Origin of the sequence: Corallococcus sp. EGB (assembly GCF_019968905.1) — a bacterium.
In the GTDB taxonomy this organism is placed as follows: domain Bacteria; phylum Myxococcota; class Myxococcia; order Myxococcales; family Myxococcaceae; genus Corallococcus.
Map to the genome: position 1 here is coordinate 218,229 of NZ_CP079946.1, position 20,480 is coordinate 238,708.

Consider the following 20,480-nt stretch of genomic DNA (forward strand, 5'->3'; position numbering starts at 1 on the left):
CGGGGACCGGGGAGACATTCGCGGTCCTCGGAGCACTCTACCGAGTCGCAGGCGGGGACGTCTTCGTCACGGGAGGAGGGGGCGCCCCTTGTGAGGGCTCCGCCAGGAACACCTCCGCCGCTCCGGGTTGCCCGCGTGCCTGCGCTTCCATCCGGTGGAACGCCGTGAGCGTCCGCGCCAGGCCCTCCACGCCTCCGAACTGGAAGCCCAGCTGCGTGCCGTAACGGATGCAGCCCTCCACCTTCTTCGGCAGGTATTCCGTGATGTCCACCGTCAAGGGACGCAGGCCCTGGGGCACGGCGGCGTCCGGATGCGCCCTCGGCTGCCTTACGGCGTAGGGCGTGTCCCGGTAATAGAGGATCCGGTTCGAGGGGATGCCCAGCCCCTTCACCGCCCGCACCACCTGCACGTGGTCCACGTGATGCCCCAGCGCCTGGGGCACGAAGACCCGGTCCGGCTTCAGGTCCCACAGCACCGGCTTCAGACACGCCGCCACCCTGGCCTCGATGGTGTCGTCCGCTCTCGGCGGCTGGAACAGGGCCTCCGGGCTCGCGTAGCCCCGGTGCGGCGCTTCCTCCAGGTCTCCCCACCTCACGTGGTCCACGCCCATGCAGGCCGCGAAGGCGCGGTCCTCGTCCCGTCGCAGGGCCATGTAGTCCACCTCCGGTCCCAAGCCCTTCGACGTCTGGCATTGCAGCGCGAAGCCCTTCGGCTCCGGCACGGAGCGCGTGAAGACGGTGACGAGCGCCACCGTCCACCGCTTCGCCTTCAGCGCCGCCAACGTGCCGCCACAGGAGAAGGCCACGTCGTCCAGGTGCGGTGACACGAACAGGGCCGTGCTCATAACAGGTGCGGCGCGGCCCGGAACCGGCACGTGTGGTCCGCGCGCTCCTCCGTCATCGCCGGGTCGTACAGGTGCGTCCATCCCGTGTCCGGCCGCGTGCCCGTCAGCTCCGCGTACACGCCCTGGATCCTCCGCCCCACCGACTGCCACGAGTACAGCTCCCGCACCTCGCGCAGCGCCGTGGCCGCCAGGCGCTGGCGCAGCGGCGCGTCGTCCATCAGGCGGCCCATCGCCTCCGCCAGCGCGACGCTGTCCTTCGGCGGCACCAGCAGCGCGTCCCTCCCGTCCTCCAGGCAGTCCACCACTCCCACCGCCCGCGTCGACACGATGGGCAGCCCGGACGCCATCGCCTCCAGCAGCGTGTTGGAGAACCCTTCGGAGTACGTGGGTGACACGAACAGGTCCCCGCTCCGGTACAGGTCCGGCGCCTCCGCGTAGGAGGACACGCCCGTCAGCTCCACCACGTCCTGGAGCCCGCCCTCTTCCACCCGCGCGCGCACGGCGGCCACGTCCGGCCCAATCCCAGACACCCGCAGCTTGAACCTCCGCCCGTCCGCCACCAGTCGCCGGGCCGCGTCCAGCAGCTCCATCACGCCTTTCCGCGCGTCCACCCGGCCGTGGTACAGCCACACCGGCGGGTCCCGCGGCTGCCCCAGCGCCGACTCATTCCGGGGATGGAAGCGCTGCGTGTCCGTGGCGCCGGGGACGATGGTGAACCGCTCCAGCGGCGTCCCGTGGTGCCCGCGCACCTCCTCGGCGAAGGACCTGCTCCCAATCAGCAGCGCCCCCGCGTGGCCCAGCACCGCGAGCATCGCCTGCTTGTGCGTCCCGCAGCACGTGCCCACCCAGTGCCCGTCCCCTCCCTGGATGGAGACGACGTTGGGCAACCCCAGGCGCCGGGCCGCCTCCAGCGCCGCCAGGCCGCAGGGGTAGCCATACTGCGCATGGATGAGGTCGAACGGCCGGCGCCGGTGCTCGCGGACCACCGTGTCCACCATCACCTCCAGGTCCTGCTCGAAGCTCGCGGGCTGGCCCTGGTTGATGCGCTGCTCTCCGAGCGACTCGCAGCCCAGCACCTGCGCGCCCGGAATCCCCGGCGGCGGTCCGCCCCCGTACACCGCCATGCCCGCGGGGTCGTTGCGGTACTGGCTCACCATCGTCACGTCATGTCCGCTGGCCACCAGCTCCCGCACCAGGTTCAGCGCATAGACGCTCATCCCCGAGATGGCCGGGAAGAAGCGCCGGGAGATGAAGCAGATCCGCAGCCGGTTCACGCTGTTCATGCCGCCACCTCCGCGCCCGTCGGCAGGCGCGCCCTCAGCCACTCCAGCGCCTGGGGCACCATGTCGTGCGCCCGGTGCGCGTCCCGGGACAGCTCCACGCACACCAGCCGCCCATAGCCCGCGCGCGTCAGCTCGCGCAGGACCGACGGCACGTCCACGTCCCCTTCGCCAAACGGCAGGTGCTCATGCACGCCGCGCTTCATGTCCTCCAGCGCCACCGTGCCCAGCACCGGCGCGAACTCGCGCACCGCCTCCGCGGGCGTCCGCTCCTGCGTCACCAGCAGGTGTCCCACGTCCAATGCCAGACGCACTCCGGGCACCCGCGCGTGCAGTCGCCGCCAGCCGTCCACCGTCTCCACCAGCATCCCCGGCTCGGGCTCCACCGCCAGCACCACGCCGCGCGCCGCCGCGTACTCCGCCAGCCGCGCCACCCCTTCCTCGAGCCACGGCCACGCGAGCGCCTCCGTCACGCCCGGAAGGGGCACGCCCGCCCAGAAGGACACCGCCTCTCCCCGGCACGTCCCGCACACGTCCACCGCGCGCTTCAGGAACTCCAGCCGTCGCGCACGTCCTTCCGCGTCCGGCGTGATGAGCGTGGGCTCGTGCTTCCGGCGTGGATCCAGCAGGAAGCGCGCCCCCGTCTCCACCACCAGCCCCAGGCCCAGCCGCTCCAGCCGCGTGGCCAGCTGCTCCGTGCGCTGCCCGAAGTCCGGAGCGAACGGGTCGAAGTGATGGTGGTCCAGCGTCAGGGCCACTCCGTCATAGCCGCTGTCCGCGATGAGGCTCAGCGCGTCCTCGAAGCGGTGATGGGACACGCCGTTGGTGTTGTAGGCGAAGCGCAGGGCCATGACTCATTGCCCCCCGAAGCGGCGGCTCGAGAGCACCGCCGGCACCGCGTGCCGGTCCGGCTCCCGGTAGAGCGCGTACAGCCGCCCCACGCGCGCCTCCGCCAGCCGCACGTTGAACCAGGCCGGACCGCCCAGCCGCAGCTCGGCCTCCGGCGTCAGCCGCACCGGCTCGGCTCCCGGCGGCGGCGCTCCCAGGCCCACCAGCGGATCCCTCCGCTCCAGCAGCCGCGCCACGTTGCGCTCGCCCACGCGGTTGTACGTCATCGTCTCCACCTCCAGGCCCGGCACCAGCGCCTTCACCACGTGCACCTGCCGCCCCGGCGGCGACAGGTCCGCGACCAGGATGTCGAGGCCCGACGCGTGCAGCTGCCGCACCACGTGGTCGCACCGCAGGGACGGGTCCTCCAGCGCGGGCGCGCGAGGGAGGTCCTCGAAGCGCACCTTCTGGCGGACCATCAGCGTGCACGCGGTCAGCTCGCTCAGCTCGGGGGCCGACAGCCGCGCCCACTCCACCATCGCGTTCAGCGCGCGCGGCTCCTCGGCCTCCAGGTCCACCATGGGCACGAAGCGGTCCATGTATTCCTGGGGCGCGACGCGGGCCACCTCGCTGAGCGGTCCGTGCATGAACGCCTTGCGCGCGCGCGAGCAGGCGTACTCCAGCAGCGCCTTGCGCAGCGCCCGGTCGCGGTCCGGGTCGGCCGCCTCGCCGCAGGCCGTCACCATCAGCGGCTGGTTCCCCACGGACACGTCCCGGCCCACGACGTACAGGTTCACCAGGCCGAAGTCCGTGCAGGCCAGCTTCGCCATCACCTCCACGCCCGCGCGCCGGTAGCGCTCCAGCAGCTCGCGCACGTCCGGCGGCAGGTCCGCGCCCTCCAGGTCCAGCGCCACGCCCTGGTCCATGGCGCGGTACACCAGCCCGTTGCCGTCGCGCTGGAGGAGCTCCAGCAGGCCGTGCGCCAGCGCCTGGGGCCGTGTCAGCCCCGCGCCCTGGCCGTTGGTGATGGGCGTGATGAGCGGAGCGCGCCCCTGCAACTGCCCGGGATGGATGGCGACGTACTCCTCCGGCACCAGCACCCGCTCGCCCGTGGACAGCCGCTGCATCTCCACCCAGATGAGCGGCATTTCCGGCTGATACGGACTGCCCGCGGGCAGCCCCAGCGTGAGCGGATCCGCCACCGCCGTGGGGCCTCGCGCGCGCACCAGCGCCGCGTAGCTCCCGTGCACGCGGGGCATGCGCCGCATGGCGAGCTCGCTGAAGGTCTCCTCCACCAGCTCGCCCAGCGCGCCCACCTGCGCCTCCTCCTCCGTGCGGCCATAGCCGTTGCCGTGCAGCACCGCGCCCGCGTCGTTCCCCAGGCGAAGGCTGGCGGAGGCCACCGGAATCCCCAGCCGGTCGATGGGGTCGATGCGGAACAGCTGAAGGGCGCCGGTGGACATGGCGCGGTGATAGGCATCGAGGGCTCGGGCAACGCTCATGACAGCTCCTCCAGGGGAAGGGGACGGGTGTGCGGCATGCCCGCGAGCAGCCGGTCGAACAGCGCCAGCGCGTGCTCGCGGGTGACGCCGCGCGCGAACTCGAACGGGGTGAAGACGTTCTCGAACGGGAGCGCTTCGAGCACCGCGCGGTAGCGGCGCAGCTCGCCGTGGCTCAGCGGAATCGCGTAGTGGAAGCCCTTGTGGCACGACAGCGCCGTGGGCCTGCCTCGCGCGTCCAGGTCCACCTTCAGCGCGTCTCCGCAGAACAGCGAGCGGGTCCGCGCGTCGTACAGCACCATGTGGCCCTCGTAGTGGCCCCCCACGCAGTGCAGCGTCAGGTCCGGCGCCAGTGCATGTTCGTCATCCACCGGCCAGCGCACCTGGAAGGCCTTGCTGTAGGGCACCGCCTCCCGGTGCAGCACGAGCAGCGGGTCGAAGTGCTCCTGCAACTGCCACAGCGCCCCGAAGCCGTGCGGGTGCGACGCCGACAGCACGTGGAGGCCGCCCATCACCTCGATGAACTCCAGCGCGGGCCGCGAGTACCAGGGCGCGCCCTCGAAGCCCACGTTGCCTTCGGGCCTGCGCAGCAGCCACCCCGTGGAGCCCAGGCCGAAGGGCGGCGTGCAGGTGAAGCCCCAGATGCCGGGCAGCGCCTCATGCCAGCGCGTCCCGAGCCGCTCCGACACCTGGCCCGCGGACTGGAACTCCCAGCCCTCGCGCGGCAGCGCGTTGCGCACGTCCAGGCAGGTGGGGCACCCCATGGGCTTCTCCCGGGGGAAGCCCGGCTGCCACGTGCCGCAGTGGGTGCAGGCGTAGCGGGTCAGTGGCATGGCGGAAACGCCCTTCCGTCCCGCGTCGCCTGCGACAGCAGCCCCACGAGCCGCACGTCACGCTCGGGCGCGTAGGGCTGCGGACGGCCCTCCAGCACGCACGCGGAGAAGGACTCCACCTGATGGAGGAAGGGGCTCGGGTCCTCCTCCGGCGGGAGGATGATCCGCGTCTCCCCGCCCGTCTTCGCGTCGGTGAGGGTCAGGGTGCCGCCGGGCGTCTGCCCCATTGTCTTGTACGCCAGCGCGCGCGCCTTCGTGCCGATGAGCTCCAGCGTGCGCCGGGGGTACGTGTCCGGGCAGTTGTAGGCCACCTGCAACAGGCCCAGCGTGCCGCTCTTGAACTGGCCCATCAGCACCGCGCCGTCATCCACGGCGTAGGTGTGCACGCGCCGCTGCGTCAGGGCGCTGAGTGACGCCCACTCGTCGCCCAGCACCACCTCCAGCAGGTCCAGGCCGTGCGGCGCCAGGTCGATCATCGCGCCACCGCCGGCCTGCTCCGGGTCGATGCGCCAGTTGTCCGGCGCCCAGTCCTCGGGCAGCCAGCAGGCGTAGTGGATGCGCGCCTGGGTGATGGTGCCCAGCGCGCCCTCCTTCACCAGCGTGCGCAGCCGCCGGTGCGCCGCGTGGTGGCGCTGGTCGAACGCGGTGGCGTAGTGCACGCCCGCGCGCTGGCACGCGGACACCATGCGCAGGCCGTCGCGCGCCGTGATGGCCATGGGCTTCTCACACAGCACGTGCTTGCCCGCCGCCGCGCAGGCCTCGGTCATCGCCACGTGCAGGTGATTGGGCGTGGCGATGTAGACGGCCTGCACGTCCTTGTCCGCCAGCACCGACCCCAGCGCGGTGTAGCGATTCACGCCGTCCGCGCGGATGCGCATCAACGCCTCGGCGCTCACGTCGCACAGCGCCACCAGCCGCGCGTTGCTCGCGCCCTGGAGCGCGGGGATGACGTAGTCCCGCGCCACCCAGCCACAGCCCACCACCGCCCAGCCCAGGCTTCGGGTCCCCGGCTTCGCCTCGAACATGATCACCGCCTCCGCAAAGAAGGTTCAGGAACCGCCGCCCGCTCAGGGCCACACCGCCGCTTCGCGCAGGACGTCGTTGCCGAAGGTCTGGAGCGGCCCGGGGTGGATGAGCTCCAGGTCCTCCATGGCCTGGCGCAGGGTGAAGCCCGCCGCGCGGGCGTGCGCCTCCAGCTCCAGCACCCGGTCCAGCGCGTCCGCGGCGTTGAAGGCGCGCGCCTCCGCCGAGTCCACGTTGCCGGTGAGCGTCAGCGCCTGCCGCACGACGCCCGCCAGCCGCTCCGGCAGCGCGGCCAGGGCCTCCTCCGTGAGGCGCTTCATGGCGGGCTCCAGCAGGTCGCCCAGCAGCGCCTCTCCGCCGTAGCCCGCGTCCGGCAGCGCCGCGTTGAAGAGGTGATGCGAGAGCCCCGCCACGAAGGGCAGGGCCGCAGACGCGCCGAAGCGCGGCGCGACGAGCACCGCGCCCACCGCCACCGCGTAGCAGTGGTCCGCGTGGCCCTCCTGCGGCGAGACGAGGATGCGCGGCCGGCCGGGGAACGTGGCCCCGGCGCGGGGCTGGCGCACCAGCCGCTCCACGAACCACGGCGGTGGCGCGTGACATGCCTCCTCCGGCGTCTGGGCGAGCGCCACGGACAGCCGCTCCTTCAGGCGGGCATCCAGCGGCGCGGCCACCGCCTCCAGGCCCCGGTGCAGCACCCGCGCCGCGTCCAGCGGGGACAGCCCCGCCCGCTGGAGGACGTCCATGTCCAGGCCGCCCAGCCGCACCGCCGCCACCGCGCGCGCCGTCTCCTGTAGCGCCACGGTGCGCGGAGCCATGCCGGAGGCCAGCGAGGCCCACGCGCGGCGGAAGCCGTGCGCCGCCAGGCCGTCCGGGTGGTCCGGGGTGCGGATGCGCTTGAGGTCCATCAGCTCCGACAGGAGCGGACGGAGCTCCGCCAGACGGCCGGCGGCCGCCGTGTCATGCGCGGGTGCGTTCATGGCGCTCAGCCCCTGATGCGTTCCGGGAGGCGCTCCACCTGCTGCGCGCGGCCCCTGGAGAGCCACGCCATCAGGCGGCGCTGCTGCTCGGGCATGGCGTGCTCCACGGGCTGGCCGTCCTGCGACATGGGGGCCTTGAAGAAGCCGCCCAGCGCGTCGATGACGCCGCACTCTCCCCGGCGCTTCGCCAGGTCCAGCGTGCGCGCGAGCTCCACGACGAGCGGCGCGGCGAGGATGGAGTCCTTGCAGAGGAAGTTGAGCTTCAGCTGCATGGGCTGCCCGAGGAAGCCCGTCACGTCGATGTTGTCCCAGGCCTCCTTGTTGTCCCCGCGCGGGCGGTAGTACTGGATGGAGACGACGTGGTCCTGGACCTTGTAGCCGAGGATGCTGTCCAGGGCGGCGCCCTTGGTGTCGAGCTTGTTCTGCCGCGACGCCGGGTCGTTGAGGGCCTCCCCGTCGCGGTTGCCCAGGATGTTGGTGGAGTACCAGCCGTCCACGTGCAGCGCGCGGTCGCGCAGCGCGGGCGCGAGCACCGTCTTGAGCAGCGTCTGCCCCGTCTTGCCGTCCTTGCCGGCGACGGGCGCGCCGGTGCGCTTCGCGAGCATGAGCAACGCGGGCACGTCCGCGGCGACGCTGGGCGTGAAGTTGGCGAACGGGATGCCGTCCCCGATGGCCGCGTACGCATAGAGCATCGCGGGGCCGATGTCCGGGTGGTTCGCGTCCAGGGCCTTCTCGAAGGACTCCGGCGTGGCGAACTCCGGGCGGGTGAGGTCCACGGCCTTCTCCGTGGAGGCCAGGTTCACCACCACCACGCGGTCCAGCTGCTCGGCCTGCTTGAAGCGGGTGAGGTCCTCGCGGATGGCGCGCACCTGTTCGCGCAGCGTGTTCGCGTTCTTCGTCGCGGTGCCGACGACGTTCTTGCAGAACCTCGCGTTGGAGGCCGCGGGCCACGGCCGCATGCGGCCCAGCGTGGGCGCCACCGCCTCCAGCTGCGCCTCCGTCAGCACCGCGTGGTTGCGCGCCGCGCGCGCCAGGTCATCCTCGAAGAGGTCCCAGCCGCCGAACGTCAGCGCGCCGTACTCCACCAGCCCCATGCCCTTCGCGTCGGCCAGGGGCAGGCCGCGCGTGTCCACCCGTCCCCGCCGCAAGAGCTCCATGCCCGCGACCGCCGTGGTCGCCACCGCGCCGCCCAAGCCCACCACCGCCACGCCCAGCCGCTCATCGCCCGCCATGTGTGAAGCCCCTCCCCAACCGTTGTGCCCCGTGCCCTCGCGGCGACACTCCGGTGGCTCCCCGAGGCGACAGGAGCCCCGGGGCTTGGGGGCGCTTGCCGCGCCCACTCGCTGCGAGAGTTTCGGGAAAGTCGCCACATGGCCGGGGGCTTTCAACTCAGCCCCTGGCCGGTGCGGACTGTCCGCTGGTGGAGGCGGGGCTCAGACGTGGCGCAGCTTCCAGCCGCCGCGCCGGAAGAGGGCGGCGCTGGCCAGGCCGAGCGCCCCGTAGGTGACGGCGATGGCGATGAACGCGCCCGCCGGCCCCAGGCCCAGCGGATGGGAGAGGACCCACGCGAGCGGCAGCTGGAGGCCCCAGGAGAAGAGGGCGTTCACCACGGTGGGGGTGGTGGTGTCCCCCGCGCCGTTGAAGGCGTGGGGCAGCACCGTGACGAAGGCATAGAGGGCCAGGCTGCAGCTGACGATGCGCAGGCAGCGCGCGGCGTGCAGGCCCACCTCCGACTCGGCGGTGAAGCGGTGGATGAGCGGCTCCGCGAAGAGGAGGAAGCCCACCGCCACCACGCCCAGGAACGCGAGCGTGTAGAAGCTGGCGCGCCACGCGGCCTTCTCCGCGCGGTCGGTGTCGCCCGCGCCCAGGCTCTGGCCCACCAGCGTGCCCGCCGCGTGGGACAGGCCCCACGACGGCTGCTGCACGAAGAGCAGGATGCGCATGGCCAGCGTGTAGCCGGCGAGCGCCGTGCTGCCGAAGGTGGCCACGATGCGCATCAGCACCAGCCAGCTGGACATGCCCAGCAGCGACTGGAGCGTGGCGCCGCCCGACAGCTTCAGGAGCGAGCGCAGCGTGGCCCCCTCCACGCGCAGGTGGCGGCGGCGCAGCTCCAGGCGGCCGCGGCCCTTGAGCAGGCGATACACCTGATACATCACGCCGGTGGAGCGCCCCACGGTGGTGGCCAGCGCGGCGCCGGTGACGCCCAGGGCGGGCACGGGGCCCAGGCCGAAGATGAACAGCGGCGCGAGCACGATGTTCACGGAGTTGGCCAGCCAGAGCGCGCGCATGGACGTGGCCGCGTCCCCCGCGCCGCGCAGGATGGCGCTGATGAGGAACAGCAGCGTGATGATGGGGAAGCTGGCCAGCATCAGCCGCGTGTAGCCCGCGCCGTGCGCCAGCACGCCGGGCTCGGCGCCCAGGGCCTCGAGCAGCGGCCGCGCGAAGAGGCTGCCCGCGAACGCCAGCGGCACGGACAGCGCGAGCCCCAGGCCCAGGGCCTGCACCGCCGCGCTGGAGGCGCGCTCCGGGTCTCTCTGCCCGATGCGGCGCGCGATGAGCGCGGTGGCGCCGATGGACAGCCCCAGCGGCAGCGTCTGGAGCAGCGTGAGCATGGACTCGGTGAGCCCCACGGTGGCGATGGCGTCCGCGCCCAGGCGCGACACGAAGAGCACGTCCACCAGGGCGAAGATGGACTCCATCACCATCTCCAGCACCATGGGCACGGAGAGGAGCAGGAAGGCGCGATCCACGGGCCCGGTGGCCAGGTCCTCGGTGGAGCCCTTCACCGCCTGCCACAGGGAGGCAAGGAGGCCCTTGCAGTCCGAGGAGGAGGAGGCGTCCGGGGAGGCGGATTCAAGCGGGGGTTGCGTCATGGATTGGGCGTTGCAACGGGACGCCTTGCGTCTTTCATCCCTCGCGGTTCCCCGCCTGCCGGCGCGCGTGGGCGGGTAGATTCAGGGCATGGCCTCCGGTCCCCGCGTCCTCCTCCTCGCCGAGCGGTTTCCTCCCGACATCGGAGGGCTCGCGAGAAGCGGCGCGCGCACCGCGGGCTCGCTCGTGCGGCTGGGCGCGCGCGTGGACGTGGTGGCCTGGACGCGCACGGCGCGGCCCGGGGCGCTGGAGACGGTGCCGGACGCGGGGGACGTGTCCCCGTTCGCGAAGGGCGTCACGCTGCACCGGCTGGGGTTGTTCGGCAGCGCGGACCTGTCCATGCAGCACACGCTCGACGTGCTCGGACATCTGCATTCGCGGCGCGGGTACGACCTGGTGTGGGGGCACTACCTGTATCCCCCGGGGTTCCTCGCGGTGGTGTTCGCGCAGAGCGCGGGGCTCAAGTCCATCCTGAGCGCGCGGGGCAATGACGTGGATCAGTTGATGTTCCCGCCGGGGGACTTCGCCCGCCTGCTCTGGACGTTGCAGCGGGCGGACGTGCTCACCGCCGCGTCCGCGGACCTGGGCCGGAAGATGGCGATGCTGCTGGGCCGCGACCCGGGCGTGGAGGTCATCCCCAACGCGGTGGACACGGCGCTGTTCTCACCGGGCCCGGCGGATGGGGTGCTGCGCGAGCGGTTGGGCATCCAGCCGGGCGAGGCGGTGCTCGGCTTCTCGGGAGAGCTGCGCCACAAGAAGGGGTTGCCGTTCCTCCTGTCCGCGCTCACGGAGGTGCGGCGCGTACGGCCCGCGTGCCTGCTGGTGATTGGCGAGGTGCGGGCCCGGGACGCCGAGCACCTGGTGGCCTACCGGGCGGAGCATCCGGAGGACGCGGCGCGCATCATCGTCTCCGGCGCGCTGGAGTCCCCGGCGCTCATCGCCGGGCACCTGCGGCTGTGTGATGTGTATCTCCAGCCGTCGCTGTGGGAGGGCATGCCCAACGCGCTGCTGGAGGCGATGGCGTGCGCGCGTCCGGTCATCGCCAGCGACGCGGGCGGCATCCCGGAGGCGGTGGAGTCCGGGGTGAATGGCTTCATCGTGGAGAAGGCGCTGCTCAACCACCTGGGGCAGGCGTGCCTGGACGTGCTGGGGATGCCGGAGGCGAAGCGCGCGGCGTTGGGCGCGGCGGCGCGCGCGCGGGTGGAGGCGGGCTTTCAGGCGGACGCGGAGGCCGCGGTGCTCTCCCGCGTGCTGACGCGCGCGATGCCCAGGTCGTCCGCGTAGGCGTTCACGAGCGCCTCCTGCGCGCGGCCCCATGGGAAGTCGCGCTCCACGCGGGCGCGGGCGTTGGCGCTCAGCGCGGCGCCGAGCGCGGGGTTCGCGGCGAGGTCCTTCACGGCCTCGGCGATGGCCTTGGGCGAGCCGGAGCGGATGCGGTAGGCCTCGGTGGCCTCCGCGAGCGAGCGGGTGACGGGCAGGTCGCTGACGATGGCGGGCGTGCCGGTGGCCATGGCCTCCAGGAGCTTCAGGGGGCAGCAGCCCTGCACGCAGTTGCGGTCGTTCACGGGCAGCGGCACGAGCACGAGGTCGCAGGCGTGGTGCAGCCGGGCGAGTTCCTCCTGGGGCAGGGGCTCGAGGATTTCGACCGCGCCCTGGAGCACGAGGTCGCCGCAGCGGTCCAGCAGCGCGCGGCGCGCGTGCTTGCGCAGCGGGCCCACGAGGGTGAGGGTCGCGCTCAGGTCGCGGCGCAGGAGGCGGCACGCCTCGATGGCGTGGTGCACGCCCTGCCACGAGGTCATGGTGCCGCTGTAGAGCATGCGCAGGGGACGGCCCGCTTCGGGCGCGCGCGGCGGGGCGTAGCGGAACACGTCCAGGTCCACGCCGTTGGGGATGACGCGCAGGCGCTTCGGATCCGCGCCGCGCGACACCAGGTGCTCCGCGGTGACGGCGCTGGGCGTGACGAGCAGGTCCGCGGCCTGGAGGCAGGCCTCCTCCTGCGCGAGCAGCTTGCGCATCAGCTCCGCGTCATCCGTGACGTCGGGGTGGTGGTACTTGAGCTCGATGGAGGGCAGGCCGTTGACCTCGTAGACGAGCGCGTCGGTGAGGGCGGCCTTGCGCCGGGCGATGGGGTAGCCCTCGAAGATGGAGCGGACGTGGACGACCTTCGCGCGCGGCCGGTCCCGCCACCACGCGCCCAGGTGCGAGCGGAACGTCAGCGCCTGGGCGATGAGGTCTTTCCCGCGGGCCCCCAGCGGGTGGTAGGTGACGTGGGGGCCCAGGGCAGGCGGGGGAGCACCGGGTGCATCGCCAATGGCCACGAGGTCCACCGGGCCGAACGCGGCGCCCAGGGCCTCCACGAAGGCGCGGATGTGCACGGCGGCGCCCTTGGGCGCGGGGAAGCGGTCGAAGGACGCGTAGACGATGCCGGACGAGGTGCCCATGGCCCGGTGCTACCGCGACGCCGGGCCGGCGGCAAACCGGGTGGGCCGGTCCGCGGCTCAGCCGCGGACGCGTGGAGGCCGGGTGCCCTGCTCCTGGGGCTCCTGCGGCGCGAAGGGCTCCTGCGTCGGCCGCAGTCCCGTCCGCTCCGCCTCGTTGACCGACTCGAGCGCCTCGCTGATGGCGGCCAGCTCTTCACGCACGCGGCTCAAGCCCTGCTCGGCGTCAGCGGGCGCGGCCGTGGGGCCGCTCTGTCCGTGGACCTGGACGAGCTGGGTGGCCACGCCCTCGATGCTCCAGCGCAGGCGGGTGAGCTCGGCATCCAAACGGTCCGCGTTGCGCGCCAGCCGCTCGCGCTGCGCCCGCTGTGCATCGATGGCCTCCACGGCGCTCTGGAGCGAGGCGCGCACCTGCGGATCCGTTGAAGCGGTGATGCGCGCGGAGAGCATCGTGCGCTCCGCGTCGAGCCGGCCCATCAACTCCGGGCTGACCTCGCGGCGCAGGCCCTGCTCGCGCTCCCGCAGGTCGTGGCACGAGCGGCGCAGCGCCTTCACGGACTCCTCGCCCCCGCTGAGGAAACCCCGCACGGCCGGTGAGGCCTTGCGGAAGGCGGCCTCCAGCCGGTCGCAGACCTCGTCAAGTTCGCGCAGCCGCGCATCCTCCTGGAGCACCGCGACCGCGTCCGGAGCACGCTTCAATGGCGCGCCAGGGCTCTCGGTCGAGTCGATATACCCACCGGCTCCCAGGTGACCGCCCGCGGAGAGCCGCGCATTCCGGCCGACGGTGGCCCCCGCACCGACGCTGGCGGCGCGCTCCACGGTCGCCCCCTCCTGAATCGTGGCGCCCCAGCCGACCATGGCGCCCCGCTGCACCGCCGCGCCGCGCTGCACGGTGGCGCCCATGCGGATGACAGCACCGCTTTCGATGACCGCCTCTGCCTGCACCGTGGCGCCCATCTCGATGACGGCACCGGGCTCGATGCGCGCCGAGCTGGCAATCTCCGCCCCCAGGCCGATCCGCGCGGCACCGTCCACCTGCGCCCGTGCGGCGCCCGGCGCGCCCATGGCTCCGCGCACGATGAAGAGGACGCCGGAGCCGACGGCGAGCGCGCCGGCGGGGATGAAGAGCCAGGGCGTGAGGAGGGCGCCCATGACGCCAATGCCCGCGCCCCCGAGGAGGAGACTTCCGCCCACCGTCCCCAGGACCCGCCGCGCCATTGCACGGCGCTCCTCGGTCCTGGCCCATGCGCCTTCGGCTGCCGCCAGCGCTTTCTGCTCCATGGTGCCTCCCATGTTCCGCACTGGGCGAGGTTCTAGCGTGAACGGGCGTGCCTTGCTCCAGCGGCTCAGGGCGCCGCGCGCCCGCCGATTTCAGGGAAGCGCGCGTAGGCGCGCAGCAGGACGTCGAGGTGAGCGGGGTCGTCCAGGTCCAGCGGCGCGTCCGTGAGCGGGACGAGCCACCCACCGCTGGCCATGCGGCGCGAGCGGGTCAGCAGCTCCGCGTCGCGCGATGGGTCCGGGAACCCGAGCAGCCGCGCGGTGGCCGCGGACCAGTAGTTCAGCCAGCCGAGGTGCTGGGGAATCTCTGGAGCGCGAAGGGTCTCCGGAAGCTTGAGCGCGGGAAGGCCTCTGGGGGGCTTGGGAGGGCCGCCCAAAGTGGGGCTTGTCTGCAACGCGATGTCCGATGCCGTACCGCTGGGAGTCACATGGCCCCAGAACGCGCGTGCTGCTTCTGCGACCGCTGAGAGCACCGCCGTGGCCACGGTGATGCCAGCCGCGTCCACGTGCCATTTCGCATGAACCTGGAGTTGAGCCTGCCGGCCAGCGGAAACACCCGCGGGGCTCTCCCAGCCCGTCAGCGTCACGAGGTGTCTCTCATCCCCATTGCAGAGCAGGGGCATTCCGCGGTCTGGCTGTTCCCTGGCGAGCCAGGCGTCCCTCCGGGCGAGGGGGATGAACTGGCCTTCGTCGGAGATGGACCACGCGAGCTTCAAGCCCGGCATGGCCTGCTCCATGGCGCGGGTCATCACGAGGGGGCGGTCGTCATCCGTCAGGAGCGTGGGCGCATGGGCGATGAGCAGTAAGCGTGGGGTTGCCATTTCAGCACCAGTCCATGACGACGATGGTGAGGCCAGGAGCCAGGCTGCGCAATGCCGCCATGTGCGCGGTGCTTCGAACTCCGACCGAAAAGTCGTACCCACAAGCCAGCGCGATTTCACGCTCGCGGAGCAGCTCCGCTACCTGCTTTCTGAGCACGATTTCCTGCAGTGACTCCGGATACGCATCGAAGTTATCGGTCTTGACCTCCCACAGCACACCCGCACGGAGCTGCATCGCGTCGAAGCGTTTGCCGTTGATGAGCACGTCCGACCCGGCGAAAGCGTTCGACGGCACCCGGTCCGCGCACTGGTTGTGCAGGGCATCGCCGCCCAGATGGGACACTGGCCGAGGTCGGCACTCCGGGGCTCGCTCACGCGGATCCGCGGAGCTTGGAGGCCCCGGCGGAGGAAACCAGTCCCGTCCCGCGGCGCTGCCCTCGGGTTCCGGGCTGTGCTCCGCCATGGGGTGTCGCTTGAGGGGCCGCGTCCGGGGCGCATCTTCATCCGGATACGCGTGCCGCAGCTCATACGCCTCCAGCTCCTCCCGGATGGCGACCGCCACCACCACCGCGCCCATGACGACCACGGCGCCCACGACGAGCTCCGGCTGCGTCAGCAGGCAGACGCCAACCACCATCTCCAGACTGGCCGCGTCCGCCGTGGCCACGGGACACCGGTGCCCCACATCCCGGAAGCGGACCCGCCGCGTGTCCAGCGCGGGAAAACACTGCTCCACCACGTCGGACCAGGGCCGGGAGGCCTCCCGTACCACGCACCGCCCGTCGTCCCTCCAGGGCAGCGTCGCCGCGCGCTGGAGGTTCGCGAGCCTCGGGCTCCGGGACACGGGCGCCTCCGTCGTCGCGCAGGCCGTGGCGAGGAGGAGCAGCAGCGCGGCGCAGGTGCGGAAACGCATGGCCCGGCTGCCATAGCATGGCGCGCATGCTCCTGAGCCCCGTGGTGATGATGATGGCGCTGCTGACGGCCGCGCCCGCTCCTGCTCCCAAGTCCCAGCCGCTCACGTGGATGGTGACCGGCACCGACGTGACGTTCGAGATGTCGTCCAAGGACCTGCGCGCCCTGCGCGGCGGCAAGGAGGTCTTCGGCCTCCAGTCGCGCAAGAAGGACTTCCTCGCGGACCTCGCGCCCGACCCGGAGGACACCCGGGACCGGTCCGACTGGGATGCCTCCCAATCCTTCAACGTGCTCTCCGTCGTGGGCCCCTGGGCGAGCTACGAGGAGTCCAGCTCCGGCTACACCGGCGGCGCCCACCCCTACGCGCATTCCGCCTACGTCACCTGGGACGTGACGAAGGACAAGGGCGCCTTCAACCTGCTGGACGTGTTCCCGGAGAAGGACGTCCTCGCAGCCCTCAAGGCGGACGGCTTCGTGAAGAAGCACATCGACGACGCGAAGGCCTTCAACGCCGCGAAGACGGTGGAGGCGCTGCTGGAGAGCCTCCAGCCCGGCGACGACTGTGTCGGGTTCCAATACGGCATCGACAGCGTGAAGCGCTCCGTCGCGTTCCACCACGTCGAAGGCGACAAGGTCGCCGTGCGCATCGCCTTCAGCTACGACAACGAGTCGTGCCGCGGGAACATGTTCGTGGTGGGCGTGCTGCTGCCCATCCCCGCGTCCCTGAAGCCCGCCCTGGAGCGCGCGAACACGCGCCAGGAGGGCTTCCTCATGAAGGACGCCAAGGCCGTCAAGGCGCCCTCCGTGAGCTTCGAGTGGGAAGGCTCCAAGTCGAAGAAGCCCTGATCAGGCCGGCTTCTCGATGTGGCCGTCCGCGTGCCGCGCGAAGCGCCCCTCCTCCCGCGCGTGCACCGGGTCGTGGCTGGGCCAGGGCCAGCCACCGAAGCCCGTGCGCTGGTAGTCCGCGAAGGCCTGCTGGATCTCCTGCCGCGAGTTCATCACGAACGGGCCGTACTGCACGACCGGCTCGCCGATGGGCCGCCCCTGGAGCAGCAGCAGCTCCGCCGTCTCCGGGCCGTTCTCCAGCACCACGTCCATGTCCGCGCGCAGCTCCACGGCGCTCCTCGCCGGCACCGCGCGGCCGCCCACGGACAGGCCCGAGCCCAGGAAGAAGTAGAGCATCCGGTTCGTGCCGCTCTTCGCCGCGGGCAGCGTCCAGCGCGCGCCCGGCTCCATCTTCAGCGTCCAGATGGCCACGTCCGCCTCCGGGTTCGCGGCCCAGGACTTGGGCGGCGACGGAGGCGCCTTCACGTCGCCCAGGTTGCCCGCCACCACGGTCACGTTCGTGGCGCGGCCCGCGTCATCCTTCGCCACGTGGCGCGGGATGACGTGGTCCCACAACATGGAGAAGTGCGCGGGCACCATCTTGTTGGCGCGCGGCAGGTTGAGCCAGATCTGGAACAGCTCGATGTGGTTGCCCTGGTCCTGCTTGAGCAGCGGGAACATCTCCGAGTGGTTGATGCCACCGCCCGCGGTGAGCCACTGCACGTCGCCCCCGCCAAAGCGCGCCGCCGCGCCCAGCGAGTCCGAGTGGTCCAGCAGCCCGTTGCGCACGATGGTCACCGTCTCGAAGCCCCGGTGCGGGTGCTGCGGGAAGCCCGGCACCACGGTGCCGTGGTACATGTTCCAGCCATCCCGGCCCGCGAAGTCCTGGCCGATGTCCCGGCCCGCGAGCGACGCGTCCGGCCCCATGCGCGCGTTGCCCTTGGGGTAGCGGTCATCATGGTGCACGCAGAAGAGGAACGGGTCCGGCGTGCGCCACGGGGTGGGGGACGGCCCGAGCGAATCCACCCGAACCACGGCTTGCTGTTGCTGTGTCTGCTGCTGACCCATCTGCTGCTCCTCCGCCTTTGCCGAGCCGCGTGAACATCCCGCGACGGTGGTGACACCCGCCGCCGCGATGAGCTTCAGCGCGGCCCTCCGGCTCACTTCATCCACGGTCCACCTCGCGCTCCATGCCGTTGGGGCCGTCCATCCTATCTAACGTCCCCGCCTTTCCGGCGCCCGGCCTGCCTGCACGGCCGGTGTGTCCACCCCTGGTGGGAAAGCGCGGAGCCTCCTACGCTCCCGCAGGACCCGCCCGATGGGCATCGCAGGGAGTCCACCGCCTTGGCGGTCAACGTCACCCGCTTCCACGAAGTCTTCCGCTACCAGTCCCGCGCGCCGGTGCCGGACCTGCTCAAGGACCTGGAGGTCCTGGCCCGACTGGATGCCCGCGCGGAAGGGCTGCGGCGTACGCTGAGGTGGTCCGGGTGGCTCACCGCGATACCGGGCGGGTTGATGGCCACGGTGACCTACGTCGTGTGGGCGGCCACCTTGAAGCGGGAGGAAATCATCGAGGCGGGTGCCCGGCTCCTCAAGCTCACGGGTGGGGTGGGCGGGGCGCTGCTCGTCGTGGGACTCCTGCTCCTCTTCTGGCGCTTCACCCTCCGGCGGCGGGACCTGGACAACCGCCGCTATGGCCTCGCCCGGGTCCTGCTCCGGCGCCTCCAGATGGACCTGGCTCCGAACGCGCCGGTGAGGCTCAAGCTGGACCTGTCCCCGCCCGACGAGCTCGACAAGCGCGTGAAGCAGGGCATGGTGGGGTGGTGGAACACGGACTTCTTCGTCGACCCGTGGTTCATGCTGGAGACCCGGCTGGCGGACGGCTCCTTCGTGCGGATCCGCATGGTGGAGCGGCTCCAGAAGCGCGAGCGCTCCAAGAGGAGCGCCAGCGGCAAGTCGCGCACGAAGACCAAGACCAAGGGCTTCGCCCGGCTGGAGGTGTCCGTGCGCGTGAAGCCGGCGCGCTACCCCGGCCTGGAGCGGCTCAAGGCCCGCGCCACGGACGCCGTGCGCCTGCCCCGGAATATCGAATTGGAGCGGGTGCGCGTCGCCGCGGACAGGATGTCCCTGCGCGCGCGGCTGTCCGACAGGTGGATGGCGAAGGCGGAGCGCGAGCCGGGGGACCCGGAGGTGCCCGCCTTCTGGACGCAGGCGCTGCCGAGGGACGACGCGTCCCGCACGGCGACGATGCTGCTGCTGAGCGTCTACCAGGTGCTGGGCTACGCCCGCCGGCGCGCGAAACTGCAGGCGGCGCGCGGGCGCCGCGAGTCCGTTTGACCCGCCTGGGAGCGCCCCCTACGCTCCCGCGCGACTCTCGCTGGACAAGGCCCTCCACCGTGGCGCTCGACCTCGACGCATTCCAGAAGACGTATGTCTATGAAGCTCGCGCTCCGGTGCCGGAGGTGCTGGCGGACCTGAAGGCCGTGGCGGAGCTGGACGCGCGGGCGGAGCGGAAGCGGCGCACCCTGTGGATCGCCGCCTGGAGCCTGATGGTCTTCAGCCTCGTCGCCGCCGCCCTCCTGTCCCTCGTGGTGGGGCAGCTCTCGTTCGCACAGCAGGACGCATGGGGGGGAATGCCCTTCGTCGTGGCCGTGGCGAGCTTCGTGGCGGGCATCGTGCTCTTCATCCTCCGGGCGCGTGCGAGCCGCACGGACCTGGACAACCGGCGCTACGACCTGGTGGCCACGTTGCTGAAGCGCTTCCAGGTGGACCTGGACGCGAGCGCGCCGGTGGCCGTGAAGCTGGACCTGGCGCCGGCGGATGACGCGCGCAAGCGCGTGGGCACGCCCAAGCGGGGCCGGTGGGAATGCGAGGACTTCACCGATGCGTGGCTGTCCCTGCACGGCCGCTTCGCGGACGGCACGCACCTGCACCTGTCCGCCGTGGAGCGCTTGCAGAAGCGCAAGCGCTACGGCCGCAGCCGCAGCGGCAGGACGAAGCTCAAGACCAAGCGCAAGGGCAGGACGCTGCTCCAGGTGGGGCTGCGCGTGAAGCCGGAGCGCTTCCCCGGACTCGCGGACCTGGGCCCGGCCGCGAAGCAGGCCGTGAAGCTGCCGCCGGGCGTCGCGCTGTCGCGGCTGGACGTGGCGAAGGACCGGGTGGAGCTGCGTGCCTTGATGGACGAGGAATGGGTGGCCCGGGCCCCCAGGACCCCGGCCCCTTCCGAGGTGCACCCGAGCAGGGGACCCCGGCCGCGGGAGCCGTCGAAAACAGATGCGTCGCGCACCGCGACGATGATGCTCTTGAGCCTCTATCAGGTGCTCCACCACTCCAGCGCCCGGGCCCGGCCCGGGGGGAGGTCCACGCCGTGAAGCTTCGTGTCCTGTTCCTCGTGGGGCTGGGCGTGCTCGGGGCCTCGGCCTGTTCGCAGGGCGGTGCTCCCGCGTCCAGCGCGCCGCCCACCCAGGCCATTCCCGCCGCCACCGCCGCTCCCTCCGCCGAGCCGCACGAATCCGGCGCCAAGCTCAAGTTCAAGGACGGCGATGACCGCGAGCGCTTCTCGCTCAAGCCCAAGGACGACGGCGCCAAGCTGGTGGACGGCGACGACAAGGAGGTCGCCCGCTACAAGTGGAAGGGCGGCGAGCTCAAGGTGTCCGGCCCGGATGACGCGGTGCTGGCCTACGTCACGGGCGGCCCGGACGCGTTCCAGGTGAAGGACGCGGCGAAGTCGGCCGTGCGCTACACGCTCGCGCGCGAGGGCACCGGGTGGCGGCTCACGGATGCCCAGGGCGCGGTGCTCTACACCGTGACCCCTGACGGCGGTGGCGCGTCCGTGAAGGGCGCGTCCGGCGCGGAGGAGGTCCACGTGAAGGTGCGCGACGGCAAGCTGTCCCTGCGCGACCCGTCCGGCAAGACCCTGCTCGCCACCAAGCAGCCGGTGCCGCCGGAGGCCGCCGCGTGCCTCGGCTTCCATTCGCTGGACCTGCCCATCCGCATGGCCCTGCTCTTCCGCCTCCAGTCCCCCGCGGGCGCCGCGTCGCCCTGAACCGGC

The 20,480-nt window shown here is 72.2% G+C and carries 19 protein-coding genes; 5 read left to right on the plus strand and 14 right to left on the minus strand.

Going from position 1 to position 20,480, the window contains the following annotated elements:
- Window positions 1–37 precede the first annotated feature (37 nt).
- From KYK13_RS00945 to KYK13_RS00985, 9 genes are all read right to left on the minus strand, one after another.
- The gene (locus KYK13_RS00945) at window positions 38–844 is read right to left on the minus strand and encodes a PIG-L deacetylase family protein (RefSeq protein ID WP_223641010.1); all 807 of its coding nucleotides are present in this window, start codon (window positions 842–844) and stop codon (window positions 38–40) included.
- Complete coding sequence (locus KYK13_RS00950; RefSeq protein ID WP_223641014.1) at window positions 841–2,127, minus strand: glycosyltransferase family 4 protein; 1,287 nt, start codon at window positions 2,125–2,127, stop codon at window positions 841–843. Before KYK13_RS00950 ends, KYK13_RS00945 begins: the two co-directional genes overlap by 4 nt.
- Window positions 2,124–2,975 carry a sugar phosphate isomerase/epimerase gene (locus tag KYK13_RS00955; RefSeq protein WP_223641017.1) on the minus strand — a complete coding sequence of 284 codons (852 nt, stop codon included), beginning with the start codon at window positions 2,973–2,975 and terminating at the stop codon, window positions 2,124–2,126. Before KYK13_RS00955 ends, KYK13_RS00950 begins: the two co-directional genes overlap by 4 nt.
- A gap of 3 nt (window positions 2,976–2,978) precedes the next feature.
- The gene (locus KYK13_RS00960; RefSeq protein ID WP_223641020.1) at window positions 2,979–4,454 is read right to left on the minus strand and encodes a YcaO-like family protein; all 1,476 of its coding nucleotides are present in this window, start codon (window positions 4,452–4,454) and stop codon (window positions 2,979–2,981) included.
- A complete protein-coding gene (locus KYK13_RS00965) occupies window positions 4,451–5,284 on the minus strand; it encodes an MBL fold metallo-hydrolase (RefSeq protein ID WP_223641022.1) in 834 nt (277 codons plus the stop codon). Before KYK13_RS00965 ends, KYK13_RS00960 begins: the two co-directional genes overlap by 4 nt.
- Entirely contained in the window at window positions 5,275–6,309 is a 1,035-nt protein-coding gene (locus KYK13_RS00970; protein ID WP_223641024.1) for a Gfo/Idh/MocA family protein, read from the minus strand. Before KYK13_RS00970 ends, KYK13_RS00965 begins: the two co-directional genes overlap by 10 nt.
- Before the next feature lie 42 nt (window positions 6,310–6,351).
- Entirely contained in the window at window positions 6,352–7,284 is a 933-nt protein-coding gene (locus KYK13_RS00975; RefSeq protein ID WP_223641026.1) for a hypothetical protein, read from the minus strand.
- Between the two features lie 5 nt (window positions 7,285–7,289).
- The gene (locus tag KYK13_RS00980; protein WP_223641028.1) at window positions 7,290–8,516 is read right to left on the minus strand and encodes an inositol-3-phosphate synthase; all 1,227 of its coding nucleotides are present in this window, start codon (window positions 8,514–8,516) and stop codon (window positions 7,290–7,292) included.
- A gap of 201 nt (window positions 8,517–8,717) precedes the next feature.
- Window positions 8,718–10,157 carry an MATE family efflux transporter gene (locus KYK13_RS00985; protein ID WP_223641030.1) on the minus strand — a complete coding sequence of 480 codons (1,440 nt, stop codon included), beginning with the start codon at window positions 10,155–10,157 and terminating at the stop codon, window positions 8,718–8,720.
- An 88-nt stretch (window positions 10,158–10,245) separates the two neighbouring features.
- Between KYK13_RS00985 and KYK13_RS00990 the strand changes: the two genes are divergently transcribed.
- Complete coding sequence (locus tag KYK13_RS00990; protein ID WP_223641032.1) at window positions 10,246–11,439, plus strand: glycosyltransferase; 1,194 nt, start codon at window positions 10,246–10,248, stop codon at window positions 11,437–11,439.
- Here KYK13_RS00990 and KYK13_RS00995 read toward each other — a convergent pair.
- From KYK13_RS00995 to KYK13_RS01010, 4 genes are all read right to left on the minus strand, one after another.
- Window positions 11,370–12,596 (minus strand): glycosyltransferase family 4 protein, encoded by a 1,227-nt coding sequence (locus KYK13_RS00995; RefSeq protein ID WP_223641034.1) that lies wholly within the window; start codon window positions 12,594–12,596, stop codon window positions 11,370–11,372. The genes KYK13_RS00990 and KYK13_RS00995 overlap by 70 nt on opposite strands.
- A gap of 57 nt (window positions 12,597–12,653) precedes the next feature.
- The gene (locus tag KYK13_RS01000; protein ID WP_223641037.1) at window positions 12,654–13,811 is read right to left on the minus strand and encodes a hypothetical protein; all 1,158 of its coding nucleotides are present in this window, start codon (window positions 13,809–13,811) and stop codon (window positions 12,654–12,656) included.
- A 128-nt stretch (window positions 13,812–13,939) separates the two neighbouring features.
- Complete coding sequence (locus KYK13_RS01005) at window positions 13,940–14,692, minus strand: DUF5953 family protein (RefSeq protein WP_223641040.1); 753 nt, start codon at window positions 14,690–14,692, stop codon at window positions 13,940–13,942.
- Between the two features lies 1 nt (window position 14,693).
- Window positions 14,694–15,605, minus strand: a complete 912-nt coding sequence (locus KYK13_RS01010; RefSeq protein WP_223641043.1) for a DUF6310 domain-containing protein — start codon at window positions 15,603–15,605, stop codon at window positions 14,694–14,696.
- A 17-nt stretch (window positions 15,606–15,622) separates the two neighbouring features.
- On the opposite strand from KYK13_RS01010, the gene KYK13_RS01015 reads away from it, so the two are divergent.
- Entirely contained in the window at window positions 15,623–16,450 is an 828-nt protein-coding gene (locus KYK13_RS01015) for a hypothetical protein (protein WP_223641046.1), read from the plus strand.
- Here the strand turns inward: KYK13_RS01015 and KYK13_RS01020 are convergent, their stop codons facing one another.
- Complete coding sequence (locus tag KYK13_RS01020; RefSeq protein WP_223646453.1) at window positions 16,451–17,497, minus strand: pirin family protein; 1,047 nt, start codon at window positions 17,495–17,497, stop codon at window positions 16,451–16,453.
- Between the two features lie 276 nt (window positions 17,498–17,773).
- Here KYK13_RS01020 and KYK13_RS01025 point away from each other — a divergent pair, with 276 nt between their 5' ends.
- From KYK13_RS01025 to KYK13_RS01035, 3 genes are read left to right on the plus strand one after another with little or no spacing between them, the layout of a single operon-like run.
- Window positions 17,774–18,766, plus strand: coding sequence for a hypothetical protein (locus KYK13_RS01025; RefSeq protein ID WP_223641049.1), 993 nt, complete (start codon window positions 17,774–17,776; stop codon window positions 18,764–18,766).
- A gap of 59 nt (window positions 18,767–18,825) precedes the next feature.
- On the plus strand, window positions 18,826–19,800 hold the full coding sequence (locus KYK13_RS01030) for a hypothetical protein (protein ID WP_223641051.1): 975 nt from the start codon (window positions 18,826–18,828) through the stop codon (window positions 19,798–19,800).
- Window positions 19,797–20,474, plus strand: a complete 678-nt coding sequence (locus KYK13_RS01035; protein WP_223641053.1) for a hypothetical protein — start codon at window positions 19,797–19,799, stop codon at window positions 20,472–20,474. The genes KYK13_RS01030 and KYK13_RS01035 overlap by 4 nt, the downstream gene beginning before the upstream one ends.
- Window positions 20,475–20,480: the final 6 nt, after the last annotated feature.

Bases quoted from the DNA above. Each gene is read 5' to 3' on its own strand.
- KYK13_RS00990 (WP_223641032.1), top strand. From the start codon at position 10,246: ATGGCCTCCGGTCCCCGCGTCCTCCTCCTCGCCGAGCGGTTTCCTCCC.
- KYK13_RS01015 (WP_223641046.1), top strand. From the start codon at position 15,623: ATGGCGCGCATGCTCCTGAGCCCCGTGGTGATGATGATGGCGCTGCTG.
- KYK13_RS00965 (WP_223641022.1), bottom strand. From the start codon at position 5,284: ATGCCACTGACCCGCTACGCCTGCACCCACTGCGGCACGTGGCAGCCG.
- KYK13_RS00970 (WP_223641024.1), bottom strand. From the start codon at position 6,309: ATGTTCGAGGCGAAGCCGGGGACCCGAAGCCTGGGCTGGGCGGTGGTG.
- KYK13_RS00955 (WP_223641017.1), bottom strand. From the start codon at position 2,975: ATGGCCCTGCGCTTCGCCTACAACACCAACGGCGTGTCCCATCACCGC.
- KYK13_RS01010 (WP_223641043.1), bottom strand. From the start codon at position 15,605: ATGCGTTTCCGCACCTGCGCCGCGCTGCTGCTCCTCCTCGCCACGGCC.
- KYK13_RS00960 (WP_223641020.1), bottom strand. From the start codon at position 4,454: ATGAGCGTTGCCCGAGCCCTCGATGCCTATCACCGCGCCATGTCCACC.
- KYK13_RS01000 (WP_223641037.1), bottom strand. From the start codon at position 13,811: ATGGCGCGGCGGGTCCTGGGGACGGTGGGCGGAAGTCTCCTCCTCGGG.
- KYK13_RS00945 (WP_223641010.1), bottom strand. From the start codon at position 844: ATGAGCACGGCCCTGTTCGTGTCACCGCACCTGGACGACGTGGCCTTC.
- KYK13_RS00975 (WP_223641026.1), bottom strand. From the start codon at position 7,284: ATGAACGCACCCGCGCATGACACGGCGGCCGCCGGCCGTCTGGCGGAG.
- KYK13_RS01020 (WP_223646453.1), bottom strand. From the start codon at position 17,497: ATGGGTCAGCAGCAGACACAGCAACAGCAAGCCGTGGTTCGGGTGGAT.
- KYK13_RS00985 (WP_223641030.1), bottom strand. From the start codon at position 10,157: ATGACGCAACCCCCGCTTGAATCCGCCTCCCCGGACGCCTCCTCCTCC.
- KYK13_RS01005 (WP_223641040.1), bottom strand. From the start codon at position 14,692: ATGGCAACCCCACGCTTACTGCTCATCGCCCATGCGCCCACGCTCCTG.
- KYK13_RS00950 (WP_223641014.1), bottom strand. From the start codon at position 2,127: ATGAACAGCGTGAACCGGCTGCGGATCTGCTTCATCTCCCGGCGCTTC.
- KYK13_RS00995 (WP_223641034.1), bottom strand. From the start codon at position 12,596: ATGGGCACCTCGTCCGGCATCGTCTACGCGTCCTTCGACCGCTTCCCC.
- KYK13_RS00980 (WP_223641028.1), bottom strand. From the start codon at position 8,516: ATGGCGGGCGATGAGCGGCTGGGCGTGGCGGTGGTGGGCTTGGGCGGC.